This is a genomic window from Brenneria sp. hezel4-2-4 (assembly GCF_013155275.1).
In the GTDB taxonomy this organism is placed as follows: Bacteria; Pseudomonadota; Gammaproteobacteria; order Enterobacterales; family Enterobacteriaceae; genus Brenneria.
Genome location: NZ_JABJXS010000001.1, coordinates 370398 through 396848 on the forward strand (window position 1 = coordinate 370398; position 26451 = coordinate 396848).

The 26451-nt window shown below is 52.9% G+C and carries 27 protein-coding genes and 1 tRNA gene; 10 read left to right on the forward strand and 18 right to left on the reverse strand.

From position 1 onward, the window contains the following. Positions 1–4: 4 nt before the first annotated feature. The 5 genes from ruvA to aspS form a co-directional block, all read right to left on the reverse strand. Complete coding sequence (gene ruvA, locus HOY33_RS01770; RefSeq protein WP_172288002.1) at positions 5–622, reverse strand: Holliday junction branch migration protein RuvA; 618 nt, start codon at positions 620–622, stop codon at positions 5–7. 86 nt (positions 623–708) lie between these two features. Beyond that, positions 709–1230, reverse strand: a complete 522-nt coding sequence (gene ruvC / locus HOY33_RS01775) for a crossover junction endodeoxyribonuclease RuvC (RefSeq protein WP_172288003.1) — start codon at positions 1228–1230, stop codon at positions 709–711. Positions 1231–1290: 60 nt separating this feature from the next. Continuing rightward, a complete protein-coding gene (locus HOY33_RS01780; RefSeq protein ID WP_172288004.1) occupies positions 1291–2034 on the reverse strand; it encodes a YebC/PmpR family DNA-binding transcriptional regulator in 744 nt (247 codons plus the stop codon). Between the two features lie 27 nt (positions 2035–2061). Then, entirely contained in the window at positions 2062–2505 is a 444-nt protein-coding gene (gene nudB, locus HOY33_RS01785) for a dihydroneopterin triphosphate diphosphatase (RefSeq protein ID WP_172288006.1), read from the reverse strand. A 1-nt stretch (position 2506) separates the two neighbouring features. Continuing rightward, the gene (gene aspS / locus HOY33_RS01790) at positions 2507–4303 is read right to left on the reverse strand and encodes an aspartate--tRNA ligase (protein ID WP_172288007.1); all 1797 of its coding nucleotides are present in this window, start codon (positions 4301–4303) and stop codon (positions 2507–2509) included. A 266-nt stretch (positions 4304–4569) separates the two neighbouring features. Here aspS and HOY33_RS01795 point away from each other — a divergent pair, with 266 nt between their 5' ends. The 4 genes from HOY33_RS01795 (at position 4570) to cmoB (ending at position 7844) form a co-directional block, all read left to right on the forward strand. Beyond that, complete coding sequence (locus tag HOY33_RS01795; RefSeq protein ID WP_172288009.1) at positions 4570–5382, forward strand: DUF72 domain-containing protein; 813 nt, start codon at positions 4570–4572, stop codon at positions 5380–5382. Between the two features lie 201 nt (positions 5383–5583). Next, positions 5584–5979, forward strand: coding sequence for an MAPEG family protein (locus HOY33_RS01800; protein ID WP_172288010.1), 396 nt, complete (start codon positions 5584–5586; stop codon positions 5977–5979). Between the two features lie 153 nt (positions 5980–6132). Then, the gene (gene cmoA, locus HOY33_RS01805) at positions 6133–6876 is read left to right on the forward strand and encodes a carboxy-S-adenosyl-L-methionine synthase CmoA (RefSeq protein ID WP_172288788.1); all 744 of its coding nucleotides are present in this window, start codon (positions 6133–6135) and stop codon (positions 6874–6876) included. Further along, positions 6873–7844, forward strand: coding sequence for a tRNA 5-methoxyuridine(34)/uridine 5-oxyacetic acid(34) synthase CmoB (cmoB, locus tag HOY33_RS01810; RefSeq protein WP_172288012.1), 972 nt, complete (start codon positions 6873–6875; stop codon positions 7842–7844). Before cmoA ends, cmoB begins: the two co-directional genes overlap by 4 nt. A 120-nt stretch (positions 7845–7964) precedes the next feature. Here cmoB and cutC read toward each other — a convergent pair whose 3' ends face one another. Further along, positions 7965–8723, reverse strand: a complete 759-nt coding sequence (gene cutC, locus HOY33_RS01815) for a copper homeostasis protein CutC (protein WP_172288013.1) — start codon at positions 8721–8723, stop codon at positions 7965–7967. Positions 8724–8976: 253 nt separating this feature from the next. Then, positions 8977–9525, reverse strand: coding sequence for a VOC family protein (locus tag HOY33_RS01820; protein ID WP_172288015.1), 549 nt, complete (start codon positions 9523–9525; stop codon positions 8977–8979). A gap of 637 nt (positions 9526–10162) precedes the next feature. On the opposite strand from HOY33_RS01820, the gene argS reads away from it, so the two are divergent. Further along, positions 10163–11893 carry an arginine--tRNA ligase gene (gene argS / locus HOY33_RS01825; protein WP_172288016.1) on the forward strand — a complete coding sequence of 577 codons (1731 nt, stop codon included), beginning with the start codon at positions 10163–10165 and terminating at the stop codon, positions 11891–11893. Between the two features lie 87 nt (positions 11894–11980). On the opposite strand, the gene murJ is transcribed toward argS, so the two are convergent. From murJ to rimJ, 3 genes are all read right to left on the reverse strand, one after another. After that, positions 11981–13516 carry a murein biosynthesis integral membrane protein MurJ gene (gene murJ / locus HOY33_RS01830; RefSeq protein ID WP_172288018.1) on the reverse strand — a complete coding sequence of 512 codons (1536 nt, stop codon included), beginning with the start codon at positions 13514–13516 and terminating at the stop codon, positions 11981–11983. Between the two features lie 173 nt (positions 13517–13689). Continuing rightward, positions 13690–14325, reverse strand: a complete 636-nt coding sequence (locus HOY33_RS01835) for a YceH family protein (RefSeq protein WP_172288019.1) — start codon at positions 14323–14325, stop codon at positions 13690–13692. Positions 14326–14334: 9 nt separating this feature from the next. Next, positions 14335–14919 carry a ribosomal protein S5-alanine N-acetyltransferase gene (gene rimJ / locus HOY33_RS01840; protein WP_172288021.1) on the reverse strand — a complete coding sequence of 195 codons (585 nt, stop codon included), beginning with the start codon at positions 14917–14919 and terminating at the stop codon, positions 14335–14337. 313 nt (positions 14920–15232) lie between these two features. On the opposite strand from rimJ, the gene mdtH reads away from it, so the two are divergent. The 3 genes from mdtH to HOY33_RS01855 all read left to right on the forward strand — a co-directional run bounded on the left by mdtH (position 15233) and on the right by HOY33_RS01855 (position 17951). Further along, positions 15233–16438: a multidrug efflux MFS transporter MdtH gene (gene mdtH, locus HOY33_RS01845; RefSeq protein WP_172288023.1), complete on the forward strand. Its 1206-nt coding sequence runs from the start codon at positions 15233–15235 to the stop codon at positions 16436–16438. A 154-nt stretch (positions 16439–16592) separates the two neighbouring features. Next, a complete protein-coding gene (gene grxB, locus HOY33_RS01850) occupies positions 16593–17240 on the forward strand; it encodes a glutaredoxin 2 (protein ID WP_172288024.1) in 648 nt (215 codons plus the stop codon). A 147-nt stretch (positions 17241–17387) separates the two neighbouring features. Next, a complete protein-coding gene (locus HOY33_RS01855) occupies positions 17388–17951 on the forward strand; it encodes a lipoprotein (protein WP_172288026.1) in 564 nt (187 codons plus the stop codon). 53 nt (positions 17952–18004) lie between these two features. On the opposite strand, the gene HOY33_RS01860 is transcribed toward HOY33_RS01855, so the two are convergent. Then, on the reverse strand, positions 18005–18574 hold the full coding sequence (locus tag HOY33_RS01860; protein ID WP_172288027.1) for a molecular chaperone: 570 nt from the start codon (positions 18572–18574) through the stop codon (positions 18005–18007). Positions 18575–18609: 35 nt separating this feature from the next. Beyond that, entirely contained in the window at positions 18610–19347 is a 738-nt protein-coding gene (locus HOY33_RS01865) for a phosphatase (RefSeq protein ID WP_172288029.1), read from the reverse strand. 279 nt (positions 19348–19626) lie between these two features. Between HOY33_RS01865 and HOY33_RS01870 the strand changes: the two genes are divergently transcribed. Beyond that, a tRNA-Ser gene (locus tag HOY33_RS01870) sits at positions 19627–19716 on the forward strand. A 173-nt stretch (positions 19717–19889) separates the two neighbouring features. Beyond that, the gene (locus HOY33_RS01875; RefSeq protein WP_172288030.1) at positions 19890–20039 is read left to right on the forward strand and encodes a hypothetical protein; all 150 of its coding nucleotides are present in this window, start codon (positions 19890–19892) and stop codon (positions 20037–20039) included. A gap of 49 nt (positions 20040–20088) precedes the next feature. Here the strand turns inward: HOY33_RS01875 and HOY33_RS01880 are convergent, their stop codons facing one another. From HOY33_RS01880 to pqiA, 6 genes are all read right to left on the reverse strand, one after another. Next, positions 20089–20553, reverse strand: a complete 465-nt coding sequence (locus HOY33_RS01880) for a DUF6392 family protein (RefSeq protein ID WP_172288032.1) — start codon at positions 20551–20553, stop codon at positions 20089–20091. Then, the gene (locus HOY33_RS01885) at positions 20553–22337 is read right to left on the reverse strand and encodes a type VI secretion system PAAR protein (RefSeq protein WP_172288034.1); all 1785 of its coding nucleotides are present in this window, start codon (positions 22335–22337) and stop codon (positions 20553–20555) included. Before HOY33_RS01885 ends, HOY33_RS01880 begins: the two co-directional genes overlap by 1 nt. Positions 22338–22525: 188 nt before the next feature. Then, the gene (rmf, locus tag HOY33_RS01890; protein ID WP_172288036.1) at positions 22526–22693 is read right to left on the reverse strand and encodes a ribosome modulation factor; all 168 of its coding nucleotides are present in this window, start codon (positions 22691–22693) and stop codon (positions 22526–22528) included. 250 nt (positions 22694–22943) lie between these two features. Beyond that, positions 22944–23507 carry a membrane integrity-associated transporter subunit PqiC gene (gene pqiC, locus HOY33_RS01895; protein ID WP_172288037.1) on the reverse strand — a complete coding sequence of 188 codons (564 nt, stop codon included), beginning with the start codon at positions 23505–23507 and terminating at the stop codon, positions 22944–22946. Then, positions 23504–25174, reverse strand: coding sequence for an intermembrane transport protein PqiB (gene pqiB, locus HOY33_RS01900; RefSeq protein ID WP_370541581.1), 1671 nt, complete (start codon positions 25172–25174; stop codon positions 23504–23506). The genes pqiC and pqiB overlap by 4 nt, the downstream gene beginning before the upstream one ends. Beyond that, a complete protein-coding gene (gene pqiA / locus HOY33_RS01905) occupies positions 25134–26405 on the reverse strand; it encodes a membrane integrity-associated transporter subunit PqiA (protein ID WP_172288041.1) in 1272 nt (423 codons plus the stop codon). The genes pqiB and pqiA overlap by 41 nt, the downstream gene beginning before the upstream one ends. Positions 26406–26451: the final 46 nt, after the last annotated feature.

Consider the following 26451-nt stretch of genomic DNA (forward strand, 5'->3'; position numbering starts at 1 on the left):
TACCTCACAGCGCAGCGCGTAATGCGTCCCTGATCAGGGTTTCGCAGTCTGAATCCGGACGAACAACCTTGGCGATTAACCGGCTGGCTTCCTGGGGTTTATAACCCAGAGCAACCAGCGCGGAAGCGGCCTCCGCTTCCGCATCGCCGGCCGCATTATCGGCGGAGGACGTCGATGTCGGCGGGATATCGCTGGCTGAATTAAACAGATCGCCGCTTAGCCCTTTAAAACGATCCTTCATTTCAACCACCAGACGCTCGGCGGTTTTTTTACCTACGCCGGGCAACTTAACCAACGCGCCGATCTCTTCGCGTTCAACCGCGCTGACAAACTGCGAGGCGGACATCCCGGAAAGAATAGCCAAGGCCAGTTTCGGCCCCACACCATTGACTTTAATCAGCTCGCGGAACAGCGCCCTTTCCTGCTTGTCATTGAAGCCAAACAACAGTTGGGCGTCTTCACGCACCACAAAATGAGTAAAAATAACCGCTTCCCGGGACAGTTCCGGGAGTTCGTAAAAGCAAGTCATTGGCATGTGGACTTCATAGCCAACGCCGTTGGCTTCTATCAGCACCTGCGGCGGTTGCTTTTCCAAAATAATGCCTCTGAGACGACCTATCACGTTGATCTTCCTTTTACGTATTATCAGCAAACAACTGGATATAGCTTATAGCATAAAAAAGGCTGGATGAATATCCAGCCTCGGTTTCAGCGTAACCGCCCAGACGCCGGATGACGTTTCTCAATGCCGAGACGGATAAGGTTCTGGTTAAAATGACAGTGGGTAATGGCGATCGCCAGCGCATCGGCCGCATCGGCCTGCGGACTGGCGGATAATTTGAGCAGCGAGCACACCATATGCTGCACCTGCTTTTTATCGGCCGCGCCCGTTCCCACCACCGTCTGCTTCACCAACCGCGCGGCATACTCGAACACCGGTAAATCCTGATTCACCGCCGCCACGATCGCCGCGCCGCGCGCCTGCCCCAGCTTGAGCGCCGAGTCGGGATTTTTCGCCATAAACACCTGCTCAATGGCGAAACAGTCCGGGTGAAACTGGGTAATGATTTCACTCACCCCGGCGTAAATCAGCTTAAGGCGGGTAGGCAAATCATCGACAACGGTGCGGATACAGCCGCTGCCGAGATACGCGAGCTGACGCCCCTGCTGGCGAATGATGCCATAGCCCGTTACGCGCGAACCGGGGTCGATGCCGAGTATTATCGCCATCGTCACGCTCCGCCGGTTCGCCGGATGGAAAGGCGCCGCCTCTCCATCATCGTGCCGCCGTTATAGTAATTCGGCCACCTCATCGGAGATCTCGCCGTTGTGATAAACTTCCTGCACATCGTCGCAGTCTTCCAGCATGTCGATCAGGCGCATCAGCTTCGGCGCGGTTTCGGCATCCATATCCGCTTTGGTGGAGGGGATCATCGACACCTCGGCGGCTTCGGCCACCAGGCCCGCCGCATCCAGCGCATCCTTGACTTCGCCAAAGGTTTCCCATGGCGTGAAGACATCAATGGCGCCGTCGTCATAGGTTACCACGTCGTCCGCGCCCGCTTCCAACGCGGCATCCATCACCGTGTCTTCATCCAGACCCGGCGCATAGGAAATAACGCCTTTTTTGGTAAACAGATAAGCCACCGAACCATCCGTGCCGAGGTTGCCGCCGCTCTTGGAAAAAGCGTGGCGCACTTCGGAAACCGTGCGATTACGGTTGTCGCTCAGACATTCAACCATCACCGCCGTACCGCCGGGGCCGTAACCTTCATAAATGATGGTTTCCATGTTGTTGTCTTCGTCGCCACCCACTCCGCGGGCGATGGCGCGGTTCAGGGTATCGCGCGTCATGTTGTTGGACAGGGCTTTATCGATGGCGGCGCGCAGACGCGGGTTTGATCCCGGATCGCCGCCGCCCAGCCTGGCGGCGGTAACCAGTTCGCGGATAATCTTGGTAAAGATTTTGCCGCGTTTCGCGTCCTGTGCTGCTTTACGATGCTTTGTGTTGGCCCACTTACTATGACCTGCCATAAAAATCTCCGAAAAAAGCCTGTTTGTTCAGGCCGGATAAATAACAAATTCCTCAATCGCCTGCCGGTTGCTCCACGACTTGGTAAGCCGCGCCGCGCTGGGCGCATCCAGCCACTGGTAAGCGAGGTGTTCGGTAATCGCCACCTCGCGTTCCTCGGGTAGCGCCAGACAGAACCAGTGTTCTGTGTTGCGCGTCACCCCCGGCGCATAGCGACGTCTTAAATGAGCAAATAGCTCAAACTCAATACAGCGCTGACAGTCAAAGAGTGATAACGCCTCTGCGGATATATCAATATTAACTTCTTCTTTAACTTCACGCTGTGCGGCCGACGGCGCATTTTCGCCTTCCTCAATGCTCCCGGTGACGGATTGCCAGAAATCAGGATCATCACGCCGTTGCAGCATCAGCACCCGCCCGGTGTCACGGGCATAAATCACCACCAGAACCGAAACGGGCCGCTTGTATTTCATCTTATTGGTTCCCGGATTTACCGTCCTGCGCCGCTTTCCCTTTCCCCACCACGGCAATCGACAACTCCTCAAGCGCGGTTGGGTTGGCGAAGCTCGGGGCTTCCGTCATCAGACACGCCGCCGCCGTGGTTTTCGGGAAAGCGATAACATCGCGAATATTATCGGTGCCGGTCAGCAACATCACCAGACGATCCAGACCGAACGCCAGTCCGGCATGCGGCGGGGTGCCGAATTTCAGCGCGTCCAGCAGAAAGCCGAATTTTTCGCGCTGTTCGTGCTCGTTGATGCCCAGAATGCCGAACACCGTTTGCTGCATATCGCCGTTATGAATACGCACAGAGCCGCCGCCGACTTCATAACCGTTCAGCACCATGTCGTAGGCGTTGGCGATGGCCGCTACCGGATTGGCGGCAAGTTCGGATGGGGACATGTCGCGCGGCGCGGTAAACGGATGGTGCATGGCCGCCAGGCCGCCTTCGCCGTCGTCTTCAAACATCGGGAAGTCGATAACCCACAATGGCGCCCAGCTCCCTTCCCGGGTTAGGCTCAGATCGCGGCCCAGCTTCAAACGCAACGCGCCAAGCGCATCCGTCACCACTTTGGCGCTGTCGGCGCCAAAGAACAGGATATCGCCATCGGCGGCGCCGGTACGCTCCAGCAGCGCGGACAATACCTCTTCACTGAGGAATTTGGCCACCGGGCTTTGTACGCCCTCAAGACCTTTGGCGCGTTCGTTAACCTTGATATAGGCCAGACCTTTGGCGCCATAGATTTCGATAAACTTGCCGTACTCATCGATCTGCTTGCGGCTAAGCTTCGCGCCATCGGGAACGCGGATAGCCGCGACGCGGCCTTTGGCATCGTTCGCCGGGCCGGAAAAAACTTTGAATTCAATATCTTTTACCAGATCGGCCACATCCACCAGTTCCAGCGGGTTGCGCAAATCCGGCTTGTCCGAACCAAAACGGCGCATGGCTTCGGCAAATGTCATGATCGGGAACGCGCCCAGATCCACGCCTTTGATTTCCAGCCACAGTTCGCGCACCAGTTTTTCCATCACCTCACGCACCTGCGAAGCGCTCATGAACGAGGTTTCCACATCGATCTGGGTAAATTCAGGCTGGCGGTCGGCGCGTAAATCTTCATCGCGGAAGCATTTGACGATTTGATAATAGCGATCGAAACCGGACATCATCAGCAGCTGTTTGAACAACTGGGGCGACTGCGGCAGCGCATAGAATTTGCCTTTGTGCACCCGGCTCGGCACCAGATAGTCACGCGCTCCTTCCGGCGTCGCTTTGGTCAACATCGGCGTTTCAATATCCAGAAAACCGTGATCGTCCATAAAACGACGCACAAAGCTGGTAATGCGCGCACGGGATTTCAGACGCTGAGCCATTTCAGGGCGGCGCAAATCCAGATAACGGTACTTGAGACGCGCCTCTTCCGTGTTGGTCTGGTTCGAGTCCAGCGGCAGCGGCTCGGAGCGGTTGATGATGGTCAGCGCCGTGGCAAGAACTTCCACTTCACCGGTGGCCATATCCCGGTTGATTTGACTGTCAGGACGGGCGCGTACTACGCCTTTCAGTTGAATACAGAATTCGTTGCGCAGTTCGGATGCCTGTTTCAGTACATCCTGCCGATCCGGATCAAAGAACACCTGCACCAGACCTTCGCGGTCGCGCATATCGATAAAAATCAAACCACCCAGATCGCGACGGCGGTTAACCCAACCGCACAATGTCACTTCCTGGCCCACATGGGACAAATTCAACTGCCCGCAATATTCAGTACGCATCACTATGTCCTTTTACTCAGCCGCACAACCCACCCCTTTTCGCCGCACTGAGCGGTTGAAAAAGCCGTGGTATCTTTGCTGAACGGCATGGTTTTTCTGGATTACTGTCCGATGAAAAAAGGCGGCTATTATAAAGGAAATTCGCCCGGACGATAAGTATGAAGGTAACGCTCTGCGGCTAGCCCGCACACTCTTTTTGACAATTTTCGTTATCGGTTAATGAAATGATCGCTAATATAGGCTTAATTTGTTACCGGAACAAAACAATGTATATCGGATTACCCCAATGGCAACATCCTGCCTGGAGTCGTTTAGGATTGCACGATCTGGCGGATTATTCCCGCTACTTTAACTGTGTTGAAGGGAATACGACTTTTTATGCGTTGCCCAGCCGTGAACTGGTGATGCGCTGGCGTGATATGACTAGCGATGATTTTCGATTCTGCTTTAAATTTCCGTCCGCCATCAGCCATCTGGCTGGGCTGCGCAACTGTGAACAGGAGGTGCTCGGCTTCTACCAATGTCTGGCCCCGCTGGCATCGCGGATTGGGCAACTCTGGGTTCAGTTGCCCGCGGCTTTCGGCCCGGCCCAGCTTCCCACGCTGTGGCAATTTCTCGACGCGCTGCCGCAAGGCTTCAGCTACGGCGTTGAGGTTCGCCACCCAGATTTTTTCGCCAAAGGCGAGAGTGAACGCGCCTTGAATCAGGGGTTACGGAAGCGTGGGATGAACCGCGTTATCATGGACAGCCGCCCGGTACATCATGCCGCGCCGGACAGTCCGGCGATGCGGGAGGCGCAACGCAAAAAACCGCGCGTCCCGGTTCATGCCGTGTTGACCGCCACGCAACCGTTAATTCGCTTTATCGGCAGTGAGGATCTTGAGGAAAATCGGTCCTGGTTTCAGCCGTGGCTCAATAAACTGCCGCAATGGTCTCACGCGCGACCTTTTCTGTTTATTCATACGCCCGATATCGGCGATGCGCCGTTGCTGGCGCAACAGCTCTGGCCGTTACTGGCCGGTATTATTCCCACGATGCCCGCGCCGCCAGACTGGCCTCAGCAGGCATCCCTGTTTTAATAACCATTTGTTGTTGACTGACAAAGACTGATAACTCATGTGAATAACCGCGGCGCGCCCGTTATTCATTAGTTCTTTTCCTTATAAACGTAACTATAACCGGGTTCATTTCAGATAAAAAAAGTTGGCTTTACAGGCGACAGTTCTGCCAGGGAAAGCTATTATTCTGCAAGCCGTTTTCGGTCAGTCATGGAGTTAAAAATGGTAAGCGCGCTCTACGTAGTGCTTGGCGCATTGTTGTTGATCAAGTTGTCTGTCGACGTGGTTAAACTCAGAATGCAGTACCGCGTAGCCTATGGCGATGGTGGATTTTATGAACTACAGACGGCCATCCGGGTTCATGGCAATGCGGTGGAATATATTCCTATCGGCGCTATTCTGTTGGTTTTGATGGAGATGAACGGCGCCATCGTCGCGATGATCCACCTGTGCGGCATGCTGTTGATTGTCGGGCGTCTGTTTCATTACTACGGTCTGCGGCAGCGTGAGTTTCGCTGGAGACGCTCGGGCATGGCGGCAACCTATGTCTCATTACTCCTGATGTCGCTGGTCAACCTCTATTATCTTCCCTGGGAAATGGTTTTTACCCTGTATTAAGCCCTCTCGCGCCCCAAGTCATGCCGGGTTCGGATGATGTCGACCGGCAGCCAATACGCCGGTAGCTTGAAAGATGCAGGGTATACATGCTTTCTTGCATCATTCTGCTAGAATATGCCCCCTCAATTATCACTCTCAGCCATTACTTTTGCCATGCCAAACCGCGACCTGCTTTTTTCCGCCCCGATTGCCAATCTCGGCGACTGGACATTCGATGAACGCGTTGCCGAAGTCTTTCCAGATATGGTTCAGCGTTCCGTTCCCGGCTATTCCAACATTATTTCAATGATCGGAATGCTGGCGGAACGCTTCGTGCAACCGGAGAGTCAGGTCTATGATCTGGGCTGCTCCCTGGGCGCCGCCACCTTGTCGATAAGGCGCAATATTCACGTGCCGGGTTGCAAAATTATCGCGGTGGATAATTCGCCGGCGATGATAAAACGCTGCCGCAATCATATTGATGCTTTCCGTTCGGATACCCCGGTGGAGATCCTCGAAGCGGATATTCTTGATATTGAAATTGCAAACGCATCCATGGTGGTGCTGAACTTCACCCTTCAGTTTCTCGATCCGGCCAACCGGCAGACATTGATCGACCGGATCTATGGCGGGTTAAAACCCGGCGGCGCGCTGGTGTTGTCCGAAAAATTCAGTTTTGCCGATGCCGAGGTGGATGAGCTGTTATTCAACATGCACCACGATTTCAAACGCGCCAATGGCTACAGTGAATTAGAAATAAGCCAAAAGCGCAGCATGCTGGAAAACATCATGCTGACCGATTCCGTGGATACCCATAAGCGCCGCTTGAAGCAGGCTGGCTTTGAGCATGCCGAACTCTGGTTCCAATGCTTTAATTTCGGTTCATTACTGGCGCTCAAGACAGGGGACAAGGCGTGATCGATTTCGGCAATTTTTATCAGCAAATCGCTAAAGGTCCGCTAAGTCACTGGCTTAATACCCTGCCCTCGCAGTTAAGTCGCTGGCAGCAGGAATCGCTGCACGGTAAATTCAAACTGTGGTTCAACACCCTTGAGCATCTTCCCGCGCTGACGCCCACGCATCTCGATCTGACAAATAGCGTGACCGCCGGCATGGCGCCGGATATTTCCGCCGGACAGCGTGAAGGGATAGAAGTGCTGCTGCGCAACCTAATGCCGTGGCGCAAAGGCCCGTTCTCGCTTTACGGCGTAAATATCAATACCGAATGGCGCTCTGACTGGAAATGGCAGCGCGTGCTTCCCCATATCTCGCCGTTGCAGGATCGTCTGATTCTTGATGTCGGCTGCGGCAGCGGCTATCACCTGTGGCGGATGGTGGGTGAAGGCGCGCGTATGGCGGTCGGCATTGATCCCATGCAGTTGTTCTTGTGTCAGTTTGAAGCGGTACGCAAGCTGTTGGGTGATGACCAGCGCGCCCACGTGTTGCCCCTTGGCATCGAACAGTTGCCGGAGTTGGCGGCGTTTGACACGGTTTTTTCCATGGGCGTGTTGTATCACCGCCGCTCGCCGCTCGATCATCTGTGGCAGTTAAAAAATCAGTTGGTGTCCGGCGGCGAGCTGGTGCTGGAAACGCTGGTCATCGACGGCGACGAAAATCAGGTGCTGGTGCCGGGAGAACGCTATGCGCAGATGCGCAATGTCTATTTTATCCCCTCGCCCGATGCGCTGACCCAATGGCTGAAAAAATGCGGATTTGTGGATGTCCGGGTCGTGGATATCTGCCCCACCACGCCGGAGGAGCAGCGCAGAACCGACTGGATGATCACCGAATCACTGGCTGATTTTCTCGATCCCGCCGATCGCTGTAAAACCGTGGAAGGCTACCCTGCGCCCGTGCGCGCCGTGCTGGTCGCCCGCAAGCCTTGAGGTTATGGGCAGAAAAAAAGCCCCGGCAACACGCCGGGGCTTGGTACTCGCAAGCAAACCTGTCGGTATGCTGCGCGGCAAGGGTGCTCTGGCAGGTTGATATGCACAACCTGAAAACAGTTATGAAACCGATGATGTTGCACGGTCTGTGCTTAATGCTCGTTTCATCGCAGCCACCACATCGCCATCAACACAATACTGGCTAAACTCATCCATATCGGTATCTGAGCACATGGACACACCAATTTTGCGATAGCGCATCACTGATGGCATCCACAGTCCGGCAGAGCTATGCAGTTCCTGAATACCGCTTTGCTGGAATTTATGGAGATTGGTCAATCGCACACCGGATCCGGCCATAATGATTGGACCGCGGCTGGCATGAGTTAGTTCACGCAATAATACCAATCCGTTTTCGGCAGTCTGCTGTTGCCCGGACGACAGGATCCGGGCGACGCCCAAATCCGTCAGTTGTTCCAGCGCAATATAAGGATTCAGGCACATATCGAACGCGCGGTGAAAAGTCACCGCCATTCCCCGGGTCAGCGACATAATCTCTTTCATCCGCGGTAAATCGACATGCCCTTCAGCATCAAGAATACCGATAACCACACCAGGAAAACCCATCTCCCGAATTTGCTCAATATCATATTTAATCGACGCGAATTCGCTGGCGCTATAGCAAAAATCACCGCCGCGGGGACGCACAATAGGATGAACGGGAATCGCTATTTTCTCACGAGCAAGGCGCAAGGCTCCGTATGCCGGCGTTAATCCCCCGTCCCGTAAGCCGGAGCATAGCTCAATTCGATCCGCACCCGCCTGTTCTGCGGTGATTGCGCACTCAATGCGATAACAACATACCTCCAGTTTTGGCATATCCACCTCCATTTAACGCTGCTGAATACCACTAAATTTCATTTCCCTAAATTACGCGGGATCGTCCATGAATTACGTGAATTGATAACTATGGCATTCAAGCGTGCGCCATGAGGAGACCAGGGTCACAATGAATACGATAAATACCTGCAATAAATATGACATAAACCACAATTCTATTAATGTGTTTAGCAGGAGGATAAATCGTGAAACGCTGGCTGCTCGGTCACAACAATTTCCGTCAGCGCCGCTTTCATAGGTCACCGTTTTCACTTGCCACAATATCCCGAATATCAAATGGGTGAAACTTTATGGTTACCTTCCCATTGGTGACGGCCAACGTGGGATTAGGGATACGCTCTTTTTCACCCTGCGGCGAACTGAAATTAATTTTTACGCCCGGCGTACGCAATGCTTCATCGGATAAACCGGCTAGCGCTCTCTGATGCAGAGTATCCGGATCGCCCGGCAGCAGTAACTCCACATGCTCCCATCCTTCATGCGGATAATGTTTTTTTCCCGGCCAGGGTAACTCAATACAATCGATGCGCCAGGGGCCGATTTTGATTGCCGAATTTAATATAAACAGACAAATAGGTCGCCCATTAATCCTATTTTCGGAAAGCAGGCTTCCGATGTTCAACATCTGTGTTTTCCAGCGTTCCGCGGTCGCGTTCTGATGGCAGCGCAACGAAATGTGATCGGCGTTGAACTGCGCCAAATCCAGTTGAAGCACCGCCGCAAACTCCTTCAATTCTTGCTCGAAACGAACCAGATCCACCGCCAAATCTTCAGGCAACATATAAGTATGACTCCTCATTAGCCACGCAAATTATCAGGGGCAATTTACAGGGTGAGAATATCACCATCCATCACTTTTTAATGCGGTTATATTTTTATTCTTTTTTGGTTATTCGTGCTTTCGGCGCCAAAAGTCATCGTGAAATCGGGATAAACAGAATCAACAGGATTGATTAATAATCCTAAAAATGCCTGCTATTTATTGACATACCGATCCTCGCCTAACCTTTGTTGAGAGTTGTCTTAAATAAAATCACACCCATTGAATGAAGAAAAGAAACAGGATAATTTGAACGTCCAAATAATAATGCGAGTCTTCATCATGATGCTATTAATCATTTCAATTCTGCTGGTCATTATTGCGGCATATGCTATTTTTCGCCACTTTAAAACCAAGAGCGAACACAAAATCGGCGTAAACTCAAAGACAAAGAAACGTTAAGAACGAGACGTTCGGTTACCCCTGTTTCACATAAAAATTTCAATACGCCAGCCAAATATCATTTTTTATCTCATCCCGTCTCCCGTCACTTTCAATGTAAGCATGTCACTTCCCACCGCGCGCCCCGCCCCATCTGCTGACTCGTAAAGGCAAATATGGTATAAGCAGGGCTTGATTTTTTATTTAAGGTAAACCGGTGAATATTCAGGCTCTTCTCTCCGAAAAAGTTAGCCAGGCATTGGCCGCAGCGGGCGCTCCTATTGGTAGCGAAGCGCAGGTCCGCCAGTCGGCGAAAGTACAGTTTGGCGATTATCAGGCTAACGGCGTTATGGCCGTTGCCAAAAAACTTGGCATGCCTCCGCGTCAATTGGCGGAAAAAGTCGTTCAGCTTTTAGCGCTGGATGGCATCGCAGAAAAAACAGAAATCGCAGGCCCGGGTTTTATTAATATCTTTCTCGATAAACAGTGGGTTGCCCGCCAGGTAGAGAATGCGCTGATCGCGCCCAAACTGGGCGTAACACCGGTTGAATCGCAAACTATCGTGGTTGATTATTCAGCCCCCAATGTGGCCAAGGAGATGCATGTCGGCCACCTGCGCTCCACCATTATTGGCGATGCGGCGGTGCGTACATTGGAATTCCTGGGTCACCGCGTCATCCGGGCCAACCATGTCGGTGATTGGGGCACGCAGTTCGGGATGCTGATCGCCTATCTTGAAAAAGTGCAGAATGACAATGCCGGAGAGATGGCGCTATCTGACCTTGAAGCGTTCTACCGGGAAGCGAAAAAGCATTATGACGACGATGCCGAGTTCGCGGAACGAGCCCGGCGCTATGTGGTAAAACTACAGGGCGGCGATGAATATTGCCGTCAGATGTGGCGCAAGCTCGTGGACATCACCATGACGCAGAATCAGATCTCCTATGAGCGCCTTAACGTCACGCTGACGAAAGACGATGTCATGGGCGAGAGCCTGTACAACAGCATGTTGCCGGGCATCGTCGCCGATCTGAAAGCGCAAGGTCTGGCGGTTGAGAGCGAAGGCGCAACGGTTGTTTTCCTTGATGAATTCAAGAACAAGGAAGGCGAACCGATGGGCGTTATCATCCAGAAAAAGGATGGCGGCTATCTCTACACCACAACCGATATCGCCTGTGCGAAATACCGCTATGAAACGCTGCATGCCGACCGGGTGCTTTACTACATCGATTCGCGTCAGCACCAGCATCTGATGCAGGCCTGGGCGATTGTACGTAAGGCGGGCTACGTGCCGGATTCCGTCAGTCTGGAACATCATATGTTCGGCATGATGTTGGGCAAAGACGGCAAGCCGTTTAAAACCCGCGCCGGCGGCACCATTAAGCTTTCCGATCTGCTGGATGAGGCCTATGAGCGCGCCTGTAAGCTTATTGCCGAAAAAAATCCGCACATGGACAGCGACGAATTGCATGAGCTGGCGAAAGTGGTGTCCATCGGTGCGGTAAAATATGCCGACTTGTCCAAAAGCCGCACCACCGACTACATTTTTGACTGGGATAACATGCTGGCGTTCGAAGGCAATACCGCGCCTTATATGCAGTATGCCTATACTCGCGTGGCCTCGATCTTTAAACGCGCGGACATTCAGGAAGGTAGCCTGACGCAGCCGGTTATGCTGAGTGAAGAACGTGAAATTGCCCTGGCCACCCGGTTGTTGCAATTTGAAGAAACCGTCACCACGGTTGCCCGCGACGGGACGCCGCATGTGATGTGCGCCTATCTGTACGATCTGGCGGGGCTGTTCTCCGGTTTTTACGAACACTGCCCGATTTTGAATGCCGAAAACGATGAGGTTCGTCAAAGCCGCCTGAAACTGGCATTGCTGACGGCCAAAACGCTCAAACAAGGCCTGGATACGCTGGGTATTGCTACCGTAGAGAAGATGTAAACTCCGGCCCTCCCCTTAACTGAACCGATCCCTAAACCTGGACATCAGTTTAGACGGGGAGGGAGAAAACGAGTTTGGAAGAGCAACTCAGACGCTGCGGCGGGCGAAATCGCGCGGTCGGAATCCCAGTACCGCCAACGTGACAAAATAGGCCCCCGCCCCCGCCGCCACGACCAGCATCAGCCGTGTTATGCGCCAGGTCATACCGCCGACATCCCAGGCGGGCATCCACCACAGCAGGCCAACCAACACCAGCGACATCATAATCACGGCAATGGCCAGCTTCAGCAGAAAGCGCGTCCAGCCGGGTTGCGGATGAAAAATATCCTGCTTGCGTAATTGCCAGAACAATAATCCGGCATTCAGACAGGATGCCAGCCCGATGGAAAGCGCCAGCCCCGCATGTTGCAACGGACCGATAAAGATCAGGTTCATCACCTGAGTCAGAATCAGCGTCACAATCGCAATTTTCACCGGCGTCTTGATATCCTGCCGGGAATAAAACCCGGGCACCAGCACCTTCACAACGATCAGCCCCATTAACCCCACGGAATAAGCAATCAACGCCCGTTGCGTCATCGCCGCATCAAAGGCGCTGAATTTTCCGTATTGAAACAGCGATACCGTTAACGGTTGGGCCAGAATCCCCAATGCGACCGCGCTGGGCAGCGCCAGCAAAAAGCACAGCCGCAATCCCCAGTCCATCAGGCGGGAATATTCATCATGATTGCCGCTGGCGAAGCTTTTCGCCAGCGAAGGCAGAAGAATGGTGCCCAATGCCACGCCCAGCACCCCCGACGGGAATTCCATCAGCCGATCGGCGTAGTACATCCACGATACCGCCCCTTCACTGAGAAATGAGGCGAAAATGGTATTGATGATCAGTGATATTTGACTAACCGATACCCCCAGAACCGCAGGCCCCATCAGTTTCATCACCCGCCAGACGCTCGGCTCGCGCCATTTGATGCGGGGCAATACCAGCATGCCGATCTTTTTCAGGTGCGGCAGTTGGTAGCCGAGTTGCAGCAAACCGCCGACCAGTACCGCCCAGGCCAGCGCCATCACCGGCGGATCAAAATACGGCGTCGCGAACAGGGCAAAACCGATCATGCTGACATTCAGCAGCGTCGGAGCAAATGCCGGCACCGAGAACCGATTCCAGGTATTCAGCACCGATCCCACCATTGAGGTCAGGGAAATCAGCAAGATATAAGGGAACGTGACCCGCAACAGCGCCGAGGTAAGTTCAAAACGATCGGGCGTAGCCGCAAAGCCGGGGGCGGTCACCATAATCACCCACGGCGCCGCCACCATACCCGCCACGGTCACCAGCGCCAGGATCAGCGTCAGCATACCGGAGACGTAGGCGAGAAAGGTTCGGGTCGCTTCATCGCCCTGCTGACTTTTATATTCAGCCAGAATGGGCACAAAAGCCTGAGAGAATGCGCCCTCCGCAAAAATGCGGCGTAACAGATTAGGGAGTTTAAAGGCGACAAAGAATGCGTCCGTCGCCATGCCCGCGCCAAAAACCCTCGCCACTATCGCATCACGCACAAAACCTAACACGCGTGAAAGCATGGTCATTGAACTGACGGCTGCCAGTGATTTAAGTAAATTCATCCGATTATATTCTGAAATGTTCGGGACTGTTATCGACCATTCTGCGGTCATCCTGATTGCGCGGTGCGACTAGTCTACGCATTACGCGCTTAATAGCTACCCGGCATTGTAACGACCGTTGAACTTTTCAGCGCATTCTCAGCACGTCTCTATCACTCGCGGGGTTTATCCCTTTACGCCAACAATGCCGCAATCTGCCGCTTAAGCTCCGCCACCTCTTTCTCCAGCGCTTCGACGCGCACGGCAAGCGGAAGCGAGGCTGTCTCCGTCTCTGTCGGCAACGCAACGTCTTCGCTTACCTCACCGCTGAAAAGATGCATATAGCGGCTTTCGCGTTTGCCCGGCTCTCGGGCCAGACGCACCACAAACGGGCCATCTTCGCGCTGCCGCATCTGTTCCAGCACGTTTTCCACCTCATTCACATCCGCAAACTCGTGCAAGCGAGCGGCCCGGGTACGCAGTTCACCGGGAGTTTGCGCGCCGCGTAGCAGTAACGTCGCCACCAAAGCCACTTCGGCGGAAGACAATTTCAGATCGCCGAATTCCGAGTTACAAAACCGCTGCTCGTATTTAACCACCCGATGACCAAATCCGCTGAGCGTGCGCAAAAAATGTTTTTTTACCAGCAGATCGAGCGTTTGCTGAACATCGTTTTCGCTCAGATCCATTACCGGTTCACGATTCGTTTTCTGATTGCAGGCTGTTGTCACGCCGTTTAGCGACATCGGATACTGTTCCGGCGTGGTGATCTGCTTTTCCAACATACAGCCAATTACTCTGGCTTCTCGAACACTTAGCTGATATTTCATCAGGTACCCTTAGCGCGGCGGCTTCCAGTTAGGGGTAGTCAGGACGGTCAGAACGTGGTCCTGCCATTTTCCATCGATAAGCAGATAATCTTTCGCATACCCTTCCCGTTCAAATCCCAGCCGGGCCAGCAGATTTCCGCTACGTTGGTTGTGCGGCATATAGTTAGCCATAATGCGGTGCATATATTGCTGACGTTGCATATAACGCAACGCAGGCTGAAGCGCTTCGTACATCAACCCCTGCCCCTGCCATTTTTGACCAAGAGAGTACCCCAGATAGCAGGCGTAGAAAGATCCCCGCAGCACATTGCTAAAATTCGCCACCCCCCACACCTCATTCTCATTGGGGTCAAGCAGTAGAAAATAATAGGCGCTGCCTTGTTTGTGCATATCATTAATCACACTCAACCGCGCCTGCCAGCCCGAAGGATAGCAATGGCTGGCATCACGCAACGGTTCCCAGGGCTTAAGGAAATCACGGTTTTCCGAATAGTATTCCGCCAGACGCCAGGCATCACGCTCATGGGCCAAACGCACCACCAGCCGATCGGTCGTCAAATGCACCCGTGATGGCGCAGAACGGTAGCCAAACATTTCCCCCCCTGAATTGCGGGTTGCTCGATAAATAAAATTTATCGGAATAAACGGATAAATATTTCCTACAGACAGAAAATATCGTTATTACTGACCACTCTTACTATAACCGCATAAATTCTCTGGCGTAAAATCCCCACCGCTGAGTTATTGTTCGATCGGAACGATAAACTGCGCTTTTTTAGCGGAAATGCTAGCCGGATAACGCTCTGACGATAAAAAAATATTATCCATCAACAGGCTATCCCAAACACCCAATAGAGTTCAAAATAGTCACGTGGGTTATTTTCTTTCTTCTTCCTCGTGGTGAAACATGCCTCTGATGTCACAAGCTCGGAGCTTGGGTAAATATTTCCTGTTACTGGATAATATGTTGGTGGTTCTGGGGTTCTTTGTTGTCTTCCCCCTTATTTCCATTCGTTTTGTCGATCAACTGGGTTGGGCTGCGTTATTGGTCGGCATTGCGCTGGGATTACGTCAGCTTATTCAACAAGGGCTGGGCATTTTCTCCGGCGCCATTGCTGACCGGTACGGCGCAAAACCGATGATTATCACCGGGATGCTATTACGCGCCGCCGGTTTCGTTTTTATGGCTATTGCCGACCAACCCTGGCTGTTATGGTTATCCTGCGCGCTTTCCGGGCTGGGCGGCACGCTATTCGATCCGCCGCGAACGGCGCTGGTGATTAAACTGGTTCGACCGCAGGAGCGAGGCCGTTTCTACTCCCTGCTGATGATGCAGGACAGCGCCGGGGCGGTAATTGGCGCGCTTATCGGTAGTTGGCTGCTTCAGTATGACTTTGAAGTGGTTTGCTGGGTCGGCGCCATTATTTTCGTGCTGGCCGCAGCATTAAACGGATGGTTGTTGCCGGCTTACCGAATTTCGACCGTCAGAACGCCAATCCGTGAAGGCATGACGCGCGTTATCCGCGATCGGCGTTTTCTGACCTATGTCCTGACCCTGACTGGTTATTACATGTTGGCGGTGCAGGTGTTGTTAATGCTGCCCATCATGGTCAATGAGATTGCCGGCACGCCGGCGGCGGTAAAATGGATGTATGCCATTGAAGCCGCCCTTTCGCTGACGCTGCTTTATCCGATTGCCCGCTGGAGCGAGAAACATTACCGGCTGGAGCAGCGCCTGATGGCCGGGCTGCTGATTATGACCGTCAGCCTGTTCCCCATCGGTTTGACCGCCAGTCTGCAATCCTTGCTGATGCTAATCAGCCTGTTTTATATCGGCGCCATTATTGCAGAACCGGCGCGCGAAACGCTGAGCGCCTCGCTGGCGGATCCCCGCGCCAGGGGCAGTTACATGGGGTTCAGCCGTCTGGGGCTGGCGCTGGGGGGCGCCATTGGCTATAGCGGCGGCGGTTGGCTGTTCGACGTAGGGCATACTCTGGAGCAACCTGAATTACCCTGGTTCATGTTAGGCGTTATCGGCCTGTTGACGCTGGCCGCGCTCTATTGGCAGTTCAATCAGCGCCGTATTGAACCGGCAATGCTCGGCGGTCACTGATTTAGCTGTTTTACCGGCGTATTTGATCTCCCGGGTATTGCGCTGCATACTTTCCTAATACATTCAATCGATTGTTGCTCTGTCGTTTGATGACCCGTTCCACTCGCGGCCGCAGGCGCGGCCATGTGTTATCAGTGAACCAGAGGATACGAATATGAAGCTATATGTCTACGACCACTGTCCGTATTGCGTAAAAGCGCGCATGATTTTCGGCCTGAAGAATATCCCTGTCGAACTGCAAATTTTAGCCAACGATGATGAAGCCACGCCCAAAAAGCTGATCGGGCAAAAAATGGTGCCGATCCTGCAAAAAGACGACGGCAGTTGTATGCCGGAAAGCATGGACATCGTTCATTTCATCGATAATTATGATAAAAAACCGTTACTGACCGGCCCCATCAATTCGGCGATCAATGCCTGGTTGCGTAAGGTATCCGATTATACGCCGCGTCTGATTATTCCACGCTTTGCTCAGGCAGCGTTTGAAGAGTTCGCCTCCGCATCGGCGCGGCAATATTTCATCAATAAAAAAGAGGCTCAGCTCGGCAGTTTTGCAGAGCATCTCAGTCACTCGAAGGGGCTGATCAAAAAACTGAATAATGATTTGCAGGAGCTTGATCCGCTGATCGTTCAGCCCAACGCCTGCAACGGGGAATTGTCCACCGATGATATCCACCTGTTTCCTCTGCTACGTTCTCTGACGATTGTCGCTGGCGTCACGCCGCCGTCCCGGGTTGCCGACTACCGTGACAATATGGCCAAGCAGACGCAGATCACGCTGCTGAGCAGTCTCGCGCAATAATAACAGCATTTTCCAGCCGCTTCGCCGGGAAGCGGCTTCGGCGTTTTCAGGGCTATCCGATTGGTGAAGACCACCCGGCGGCGCACACTGATACCGTGGCATCAACCACAAGATTACACACCTGGAAATAATAATAGAGGTCAGAAAATGAAGAAGTTGGGATTCGCAGCCACGGCATTGCTGCTGGTCTTTACGTTAAGCGGCTGTAACAAGCTGACGCAGTACACGCTCAATGAGCAAGAAATCAACGAATACCTGCAAAAGCACAATGATTACCAGAAACAACTGGGTATGCCCGGCGTTGTGGACGCCAATATCGTCTTAACCGACCTGAGCAGTCAAATCGGCCGGACTGAGCCCGGTAAAGTTACCCTGTCCGGCAATGCCCGGGTTGATGTCACCTCGCTGCTTGGCGATCAAACCGCCGATCTGAAACTGACGCTGAAGGCGCAACCGGTGTTCGATAAGGCGCAGGGCGCCATTTATCTGAAAGAGATGGAGTTGGTTGATTACACCGTCCAGCCGGAAAAAATGCAGACGGTGATGAATACCCTGAGTCCCTATCTGAATCAATCGCTGAAAAGTTACTTCGCGCAGAAACCCGCCTATATCCTGAATGCGGATAACAGCGCCACCGAGGCGTTGGCGAAGAAGATGGCGAAAGGCATTGAGATCAAACCGGGACAAATCATTATTCTGTTCACTGACTAATACGCACCGCAGGTGACGGCGCCGCTGTCACCTGATCCCTGCCGGAAAATGCCCTACTCTGCGTCGGTTGACAATCCGCCCGCCTCATCCAGTTCATCACGCATGGCGTCAAGCGCCTCACGGCAAATAGCCGCCAGCGTACGGTAAAATGCCGTCGTCGCGTGGCTTTCCACCTTACCCAAAAAACGGCCGCTCCAGGGCAACAGGTATTCATCAAACAGCGCGATCTGTGCGGCGGTTTCGTCTTCCCCGGCCTGATCCTCCAGCCATGACGCCGCCAGGAGCAACCCGCCGAAGTGATCGACTGGCCCGTCGTTGAGCGGCATCCCGCGCTGTTGTAAAAATGTTCTCACGTCAGTGGGTTCAGCATCCATTTGATAGGCCGAACGCCAGGGAGACACCGCGCAGTCATCGCCGACGAACAGAGACTGATAATCGGCCTCCATGGCTGCCGCGTCATAACCCTTTTGCAAACGCTCCAGCAAGGTATCCTGTTCCAGCGGCCAGTGCTGTTGCAGTCTGCCTTCTTTAATCAGCGTAAGCAGCGGTGTTAACAGCGGATCCTGCGGCTGGCGATAAAATAAGGAGCCGAGGATGCGGCACACGATAGAAAACTCATTCATTCAGACAACCCGTTGATGATTATTAAGTGACGGCGTCACAAATCGGCAAGTTCGGCAATTGCCGGCCTTCCCCTCTGTTCAAGAAAATTTAATACCCGTCGGGGACTCACGTTCAATACGCGTTCCTGCGGGAAATTCACCTCCTGCAAAATACGTTGGCAATGGGTGAAGTCTCCCAGAGAAAATGCGATATGGGAATCAGAACCTAAAGAAAGCAAACCACCGGCATCACGCACGGCTTCGGCGATAGCCCGGCAGTTAGGCTCGCTCCCTTTACGCGAATGCATAAATGAGGAGTTATTTAACTCCAGCGCCACATTATATTTGGCGGCGGCCTCGGCGATAGCGCGAATATCGACCGGGAATTTCGGGTTGCCGGGATGACTGATAATATGCGCGTCGCCGTTGGCCATCGTGGCGATCATGGCAGCGGTATGGGTCTCTTTATCCTGCGGCGGGAATACCGGTTCATGAAAGCCGGCAATGATTAAATCCACTTGATCCAGCATCGGCCCGGCGCAATCAATTTCCCCTGCCACATTTTTAATGTTGGCTTCGATGCCGCGCAGAATACCTACGCCATCCACCTGCCGCGGCCAGATCCGCATATTCATAAAGTGCCAGTAGTGCGGCGCATCGGCCATATCGGGGCCATGATCGGTAATGGCAAACAGACGGATACTCTTCTTTTTCGCCTCGGCGATATAGTCATGCAAGGTGCTATATGCGTGGGTGCTGGCAACGGTATGCATATGTAAATCGACGGGATACATAATTTCTCCTGAGTCAGCTTTTCGTCGAAAAAGCATAACATTTTTGCGCGCCGCGCACAGCCAATGAACGGCCCAATAACCATGGAGCAACAAAAAAGAAACATTCTACTAAATACATCAGGTGCCATTTGAAATGACAAACAGGGATAAATGGCGAGTAAAGCAGCAAATTGCGTTAACTTTAGCTAAACGCGCACCGTAGCAGCAGAAGTTTATTGACGCTGCTGCGCAATTTCCCTACATTAGCGCCGTCGCCGGTACTGCGTACTGACGACCCCCGGTGAGGTGTCCGAGAGGCTGAAGGAGCACGCCTGGAAAGTGTGTATACGTGAAAACGTATCGAGGGTTCGAATCCCTCCCTCACCGCCATATTTGATACAAAATCAATTAGTTACATTATAATATTGATTTTGTCCTGCATAAAGTAATGCATAAAAAAGTTCGCTTCGGCGAACTTTTTTGTTTGTGAAATCCAGTATCCCTATCATTAGGCCAGTTTTTTCCTTCGCCAACTTCCCAACAGACAGATAAAGAAAAGCTCGGTGAGGGAACTGGAAGAAATCATCGATCAATGTCGGGCATTAATTTACGCGGTCGTTGAACTGGATGAACCCAAGGTTAAAGAGATTTTGATCTTCGTGCTGTGGGAACGACTTGAGCTGTTATTTCGATCTTTTCATGTTCAGGGATAAAGGGTGATAGGGTAAATAATGAAGGCCAGTCATAGCCTTCATCAAACGATCACCATCTGAGCATTGAAGTAGGTAAATATGTTATTGCCTCAACTTTTTCATTAAGATCATAATCTATCTGCATACTCACCGGAAGACTATAATTTTTTAAATGATAAAGATCTGTATAGCCAATATCTCTTTTTAATCTCTTCCTTGGTGGCAGAAATTTACAGGGTTCACCAAACTTTTCCTGAACCCAGCTTCTTGACATCGTATTTTTTAGCGGATGCGGTAGTTTATTTGGGAAATAATACCCGGATTTTCTATTTGATATAATCAAAGTAATTTCATTCAATACTCGATCATTTCTATTAAAAGAGAGATAAATACCCTCTTTTGCCATATCCAGACTAATACTAGAGCTGCCAGAAAAACCAGTCGGTTTGGTTTTATAGGAAATCAGACCTGCATCAAATATTTCCTGATGAGTTTTTCCCAAGCTATCGATTAATGCTTCTACATTTACGGTCATTAATACAACCCCTGATCTTCATTGAGTTTATGCATTTTTTCCCTTGCCGCCTCCAACTGCTCTTCTGTCACACCATACTCTTTCAGAGTAGGTTTTATCGCGTCAAAGTTGCGATCTACCGCACCGCGTAAATCATGAGAGTCTCGATCAATATCTTGCGGCCTATTGCGCCAACCATAAGTTTCACTAATTTTTTGGTGAACTTCAGCAGGAATGATTATAGCCGAGACATCCTTAGCCATCTGTTCTAATTCATATTCTTTAGCATCAGGATACAACCGCTTCAAAAACTCTATTACAGCTGCAGCCGATGGCATATGGTCTGCATGGTATTTTCCCTGCCGTGAACGCCCCTTAAAATTACTGTATAAATCAACATCAAGCAAGTTAACGGGTGGCTTACTCAAATAAACATAAATCGGCGGAAATACATTTTCCGGAAACACCAGAATATAATCCCGAAAATCTTTCTCTTCCGGGATAGGTGTCGCAAGGATACTGACATCCTCAATTTCCGGAATTTCAAATCCCGGTATCGCTGACGGGATAACCGGCTGTTCACCGTGTGCCGTGTCCGTTGGCAATTCCATTCCCGGATTATCCGGCGTCCATAAAATGGTTGGCCCGGTTGCGCCATCTTCCCAGAACTCGTAGCGGTTATTGGGGAAATCCTGTTTCAGCAGCCTGACACGAACCCGATCGCGTCCGCTTTCCATGCCGGTGTGGTAGCCCACCGCTTTCAGTCTGCCGGTTTCCTCATCTTCCACCCACTGATAACGCACTCGGCTCGGCGCCGTTCCCTGCTTTTTCGCCGCCTCCAGCAGCTTTCCCGGGGTTAACAGGTCAGATTGTTCACCTTTCAGGTGCTGTTGAACCAGCGCCCCCATCAGCAAAAAACTCTGCGCCATCTGTAGCTGCCCCTGCCAGACGGGCGGGCCGGAGAGCCGTTTCATCTGATGTGTCAGCGCCTTAGCCGCATCTTGATTTGCCTGAGCCACCGCGCCGCCAGCAGCAGTCGCGCCTGCTTCCGCTGCCGTACCGGCCATCACCAACTGTGGCGGTGGCGGCAACATCGCCGCATCCGCTTTACCAACAAGCAGGTCGAATAGCGTCTTATACCACGGCTCCAGCGGCGGCGATTCAGGGCGGGTATGGGATGATGTCCCGGTTAATAATTTAGCGGAAACAGAGGCATCGGTTTTGGCCGGCAACGGAGAGGTTTTTTTCGTTTTCGCCGCCTGCGCATATTGCTTCACCTCACTCTGTTTCTCAGGTGATGCAACAGGCTCAGCGACATAAACGCTCATTTCCCCGATGTTAGACTGCGGCTCGTTTTCCTTTCCCGCGTCCGTACAGCCCGCGCCACGCAAACAGGATTTGGCGAAAACCGGCTCTATTGTCAGCATGGGTGTCAAGGCCACGATGGGAGAGCGATTCAGTGCCGTTTGTTTTGCGCATTCCTGAACAGGGGACTTATAGGGCGTATCGCCAATGATAACGTTGCCGCTGCCGGAGATAATCACCCCGCCACAGCTAATTCCATCACCCATACGCGCGGCGGGTTTACCGTTAATAAAGACGGTGGATGAACCTTCGGCTATTTTTCGTGAATGCACCCCGTGCGGAACATCGGGACAGGGGCAACCGTGAAGCTGGACAGTATCCCCCTTACGGGCGGCGGGCCGGCCGTTGATGAAAACGTCGGGGCTGCCTTCAGTTATCGGTGTTTCGGGAAAGCACTGGTGACCGCTTCCGCTATCGTTAAGACGCGCCGCACCCGGCATAGTCATTCTCCTTTGACAGTCAAGCATTCCTTTTGATAGGCGGATTTTGTACGTTTTTTATGGGTCATTCAATAGCGGAACCGTTAACCGCCATAGAGGAAACATCGATAAGGTTCGGACGCCGCTAAGCATAAAAAAGCCCCCGCAAACGTGCGGAGGCAGTTCCCTTATATACATGACAAGACGCGTTAAGCGGTAACCGCCCTGTCCTCCATGGCCTGTCGCCAACCTCCCAACCAGTAGGACCGGGCGTTTATTGATTGATAAGGACAAAACTCCCTCGGTCTGCCGGAAATACCCGCTTGATAACCACGTGAATGAGCCCTTTCAAGGCGATCGCGTTTCTGTCTCTTCATGCCTTATTTCCCTCATTATTCATCTGGTGGAAAGAAAACAATGATTACTTTATAAGCAACCACAGACTATGAATAGCCATTTTGCCGCCAAAGATCAAGGCGCAAAATTCACGCCAATGTCACATTTGTGAACTAAAATAGGATTTTTCCCTGACAGGAAAGAAAGGCGCCGTTAGCCGCCGGAGTAAAGACCGCTGAGGGCGATGCCCATTCCGGCCATCGCCCCCAGAGACCCCGTCAATCATCAGGACTAATAGGTTGAAGCCGTCTGCTGGGCGATGGATTGCGCGACCTGCCGCCATCCCTGCGCCAACGTTCTGACCAGCGCATCATAGCCATCCTCCGACTGCGGCAGCACCAGGTTAAACGGTTGTTTAAGCAATTGTCCGTGATGATTCAGCACCCATTCCCCGCGGATCGCGACTTTGCCATCGTAACGGCCGTGAAAAGCGGTCACCGAGATATTCAGCACCGATTGCTCACTCCCCTGCGGCTGAGTCGTCACCAGCCACCCCGGCATGTCGTGGCTCAAATTCGCCACCAGCGATTGCTGGAGCTGTTGCTCCAGCGGGCTGGCCCACAGGTTATTGCTGGCAATGACATATTGCACATCATTAGTTTGGTAAACCAACCCCGCACTCGCCAGATAGTCCGCTAGGCTGAGGTGTTCCAGCCACAATTGCCGGCCGTTCGCCGTTTTCTCGACCGGCGCAACCGCCTCCTGCATAGCCGGCAACTGATAGTAGGTTTTTTGCGGGTTGCTGCCGCAGGCCGTCAGCAACAACACCAACGCCAGAGTCCATCCTTTCATCATTGTTTTGCCTTCTTCGGTTGAGGATCTTCGCTGCCCGATGCCTCAAACACCAGGGCGTTGCTCTTCTCATTCAAGGTGCGCAGAACGGGCTGTAGCTCGCGCAGTACCTGATCCAGCCGCTGCATATCGCCCAGCATCTTGTTATAAGCCGGGGAGCCTGGCTGGAAGCCTTTCATGCTGCGGTTCAGCTCGCGCAAGGTTTGCTGCATATCCTGCGGCAGATCCTGCATCGCCTTGCTGGTGGTGATCGCATTGAGCGAGGCCAGCGTTTTTTGCATTTCGCGCAGCGTTGCCTGACTTTCCGCCAACGTTTTGGTTGCTTCGTTCACCATCGGATTCAGCGGCAATGCATTCACTTTATCCAGTACCGACATCAACTTATGCTGAATCTGAGACAGACCGCCGCTAACGGTCGGTAATACCGGATAACCATCAATCGTCAGCAGCCTTTTATCCACCTTTTCATGCGGATAAAAATCGAGATCGATATATAGCGACCCGGTCAGAAGATTCGCGCTTTTTAACGCCGCCCGCAGCCCTAACGGCTGGGCTTTGCTCAAATGCTGTTCGAAATCGAATTTGCCGCCCAACTTGTGATCAAAGCGATCGGGTTCAATGCGGATCAATACCGGGATCCGGTAATCGTTATCGATATTCTGTTTCAGATCCTTGGTGAAGAACGGCACCGTCGCCACCGTCCCCAGCCGGATCCCCCGGAATTCAACCGGCGCGCCGGGTTGCAATCCGCGAATGGATTCGCTGAAAAACACCAGATACTCGCGGTAATCGGTATATAGCGAATCCTGAATGCTGCGCTGGTTGTTGAATAGCCGATATTCGGCCTGCGCGACGGCCGGGTCGCCGGGCCCCCAGCCAGTCGGCACATCAAAGCTTACGCCGCCGCTGAACAGCGTGGCTATCGATCCCATTTCCAGCCGCATCCCCTGCGCCGACATATCAAAAGACACGCCGCTGTCTTTCCAGAAACGAACGTTGGTGGTCACCAAACTGTCGTAAGGTGCGGAAATAAAGAGTTGATAGCGCATTTTCCGCGCGCCGGGATCGAACTCGCTGGTTTCAACCGAGCCGACCCGATAACCGCGAAACAGTACCGGATCGCCGGCATTCAGTTGACCGGCCTGCTCGCTGTCGAGAATAACGCGAATGCCTTTGGCATCCGGGGAGGCCAAAGGCGGTGAATCCAGCAGGGTAAATTCCTTTTTTTCGCCGTGGTGAGAACCGGGCTGAAGTTCAATATAAGCGCCCGACAGCAGCGTGCCCAGACCGGAGATCCCCGCGCGCCCGACCTGCGGTTTAACCACCCAGAACGCCGAGTCCTCCTTGAGCAAACCATCCATATCATCATGCAGGCGCGCTTTGATTTCCACCCGATGGAGATCGTCGCTCAGTTCGACGCTTTCGACGATGCCGACATCCACGCTGCGGCTCTTGATCGTGGTTTTCCCCGCTTCAATGCCCTCGGCATTACTGGTCACCAACGTGACCTGCGGCCCCAAATGGCTAAAGTGATAAAACAGTATCCACGCCCCGATCAACACCGTTACTATCGGAACGATCCAGACAGGCGACCAGCGTTTAATCGTTTCTACGCCCGCAACGGCGTATTTATCTTTCGTCAACGGAGGACTCCTTATGCAAAACATCATCACGGCGATCCCACAGTAACCGGGGATCAAAGGTCATAGCGGCAAACATCGTCAGGATCACCACCGAAGCAAACAGCACCGCGCCAATGGCAGGATAAATGCTCATTAGCAGCCCGACGCGCACCAGCGCCGACAGCACGGCGATAACAAACACATCGATCATCGACCAGCGCCCGACAAATTCCACTATTTCATACACCACATGCAGGCGCTCGCTATCCGGTTTCCCCTTGCCGCCGGCGCTCCAGCATAACCACCCTAATGCCAGCATTTTCAGCGACGGCACCATGATGCTGGCAATGAAAATCACCATCGCCACCGGATACGATCCCGATCCCCACAAAAAGATGACGCCGGACATAATCGTCGATCCCATCAGGCTGCCTAACGATTCCGTTATCATAATGGGCATCAGATTCGAGGGGATATACAGCATTACCGACGTGATCAACAGCGCCATCGTCCATTGCAGACTGTGTTTTCTGCGCGCATGTCCGCGACTGTGGCAACGCGGGCAAACCAACCGATCGGCGGGCAATATCGCCGTACAGCACCGACAGGAGCGAAGCCCTTGCGCCAATCCGCTGACGCCGGTCTGCGGAATGGCCGGCAGATCGGGCGGCGGCACGATATCGTTCCACAACCAGCGGCGATCCAGACTTTGGAACGTCAACAGTTGCAGCACGCAGAACAGCACATAGGGAATAAAGCTGTTTCCAACGCCAATATCGCCGTAAGCCATCAGTTTGACGAAACTGACCAGCACCGCGGCCAGGAAAATCTCCGCCATGCCCCAGGCTTTCAGTTGGAACAGGATCTTCCCCATGACTTTTTTTATCGCCAGCGGTAACGAGATACGCAAACACAGCAGAATCACCGTCGCCATACACATGGCGGGAACAAGCTGAACAAACAGCATAAACAGCGTCGCCACGCTGGCATAATCTTCCGCCACCATCACTTTGGGGATTTCAATCAGGGTGATCTTGCTGGTGACGCCGGCGACCCGCATGGAAACAAACGGGAACAGATTAGCCAGCAAAAGCATAAACAGCGCGCTCAAGGCATAACCGATCGGGCGTTTGCGCGGTTCCGTCTGATAGCTGGTCAGCGCCGTTTTACAGCGCGGGCACACCGCTTTTTGACCATGCGCCAACTGCGGCAGTTTGACCAACAAATCACACTGCGGGCATAACATATAGTCATCGTGATGATGGTCGTGAGAACACACCGCTCGCCGTCTCCTTCAGGAATGCGCCTGACGCGGCCATCGCGTC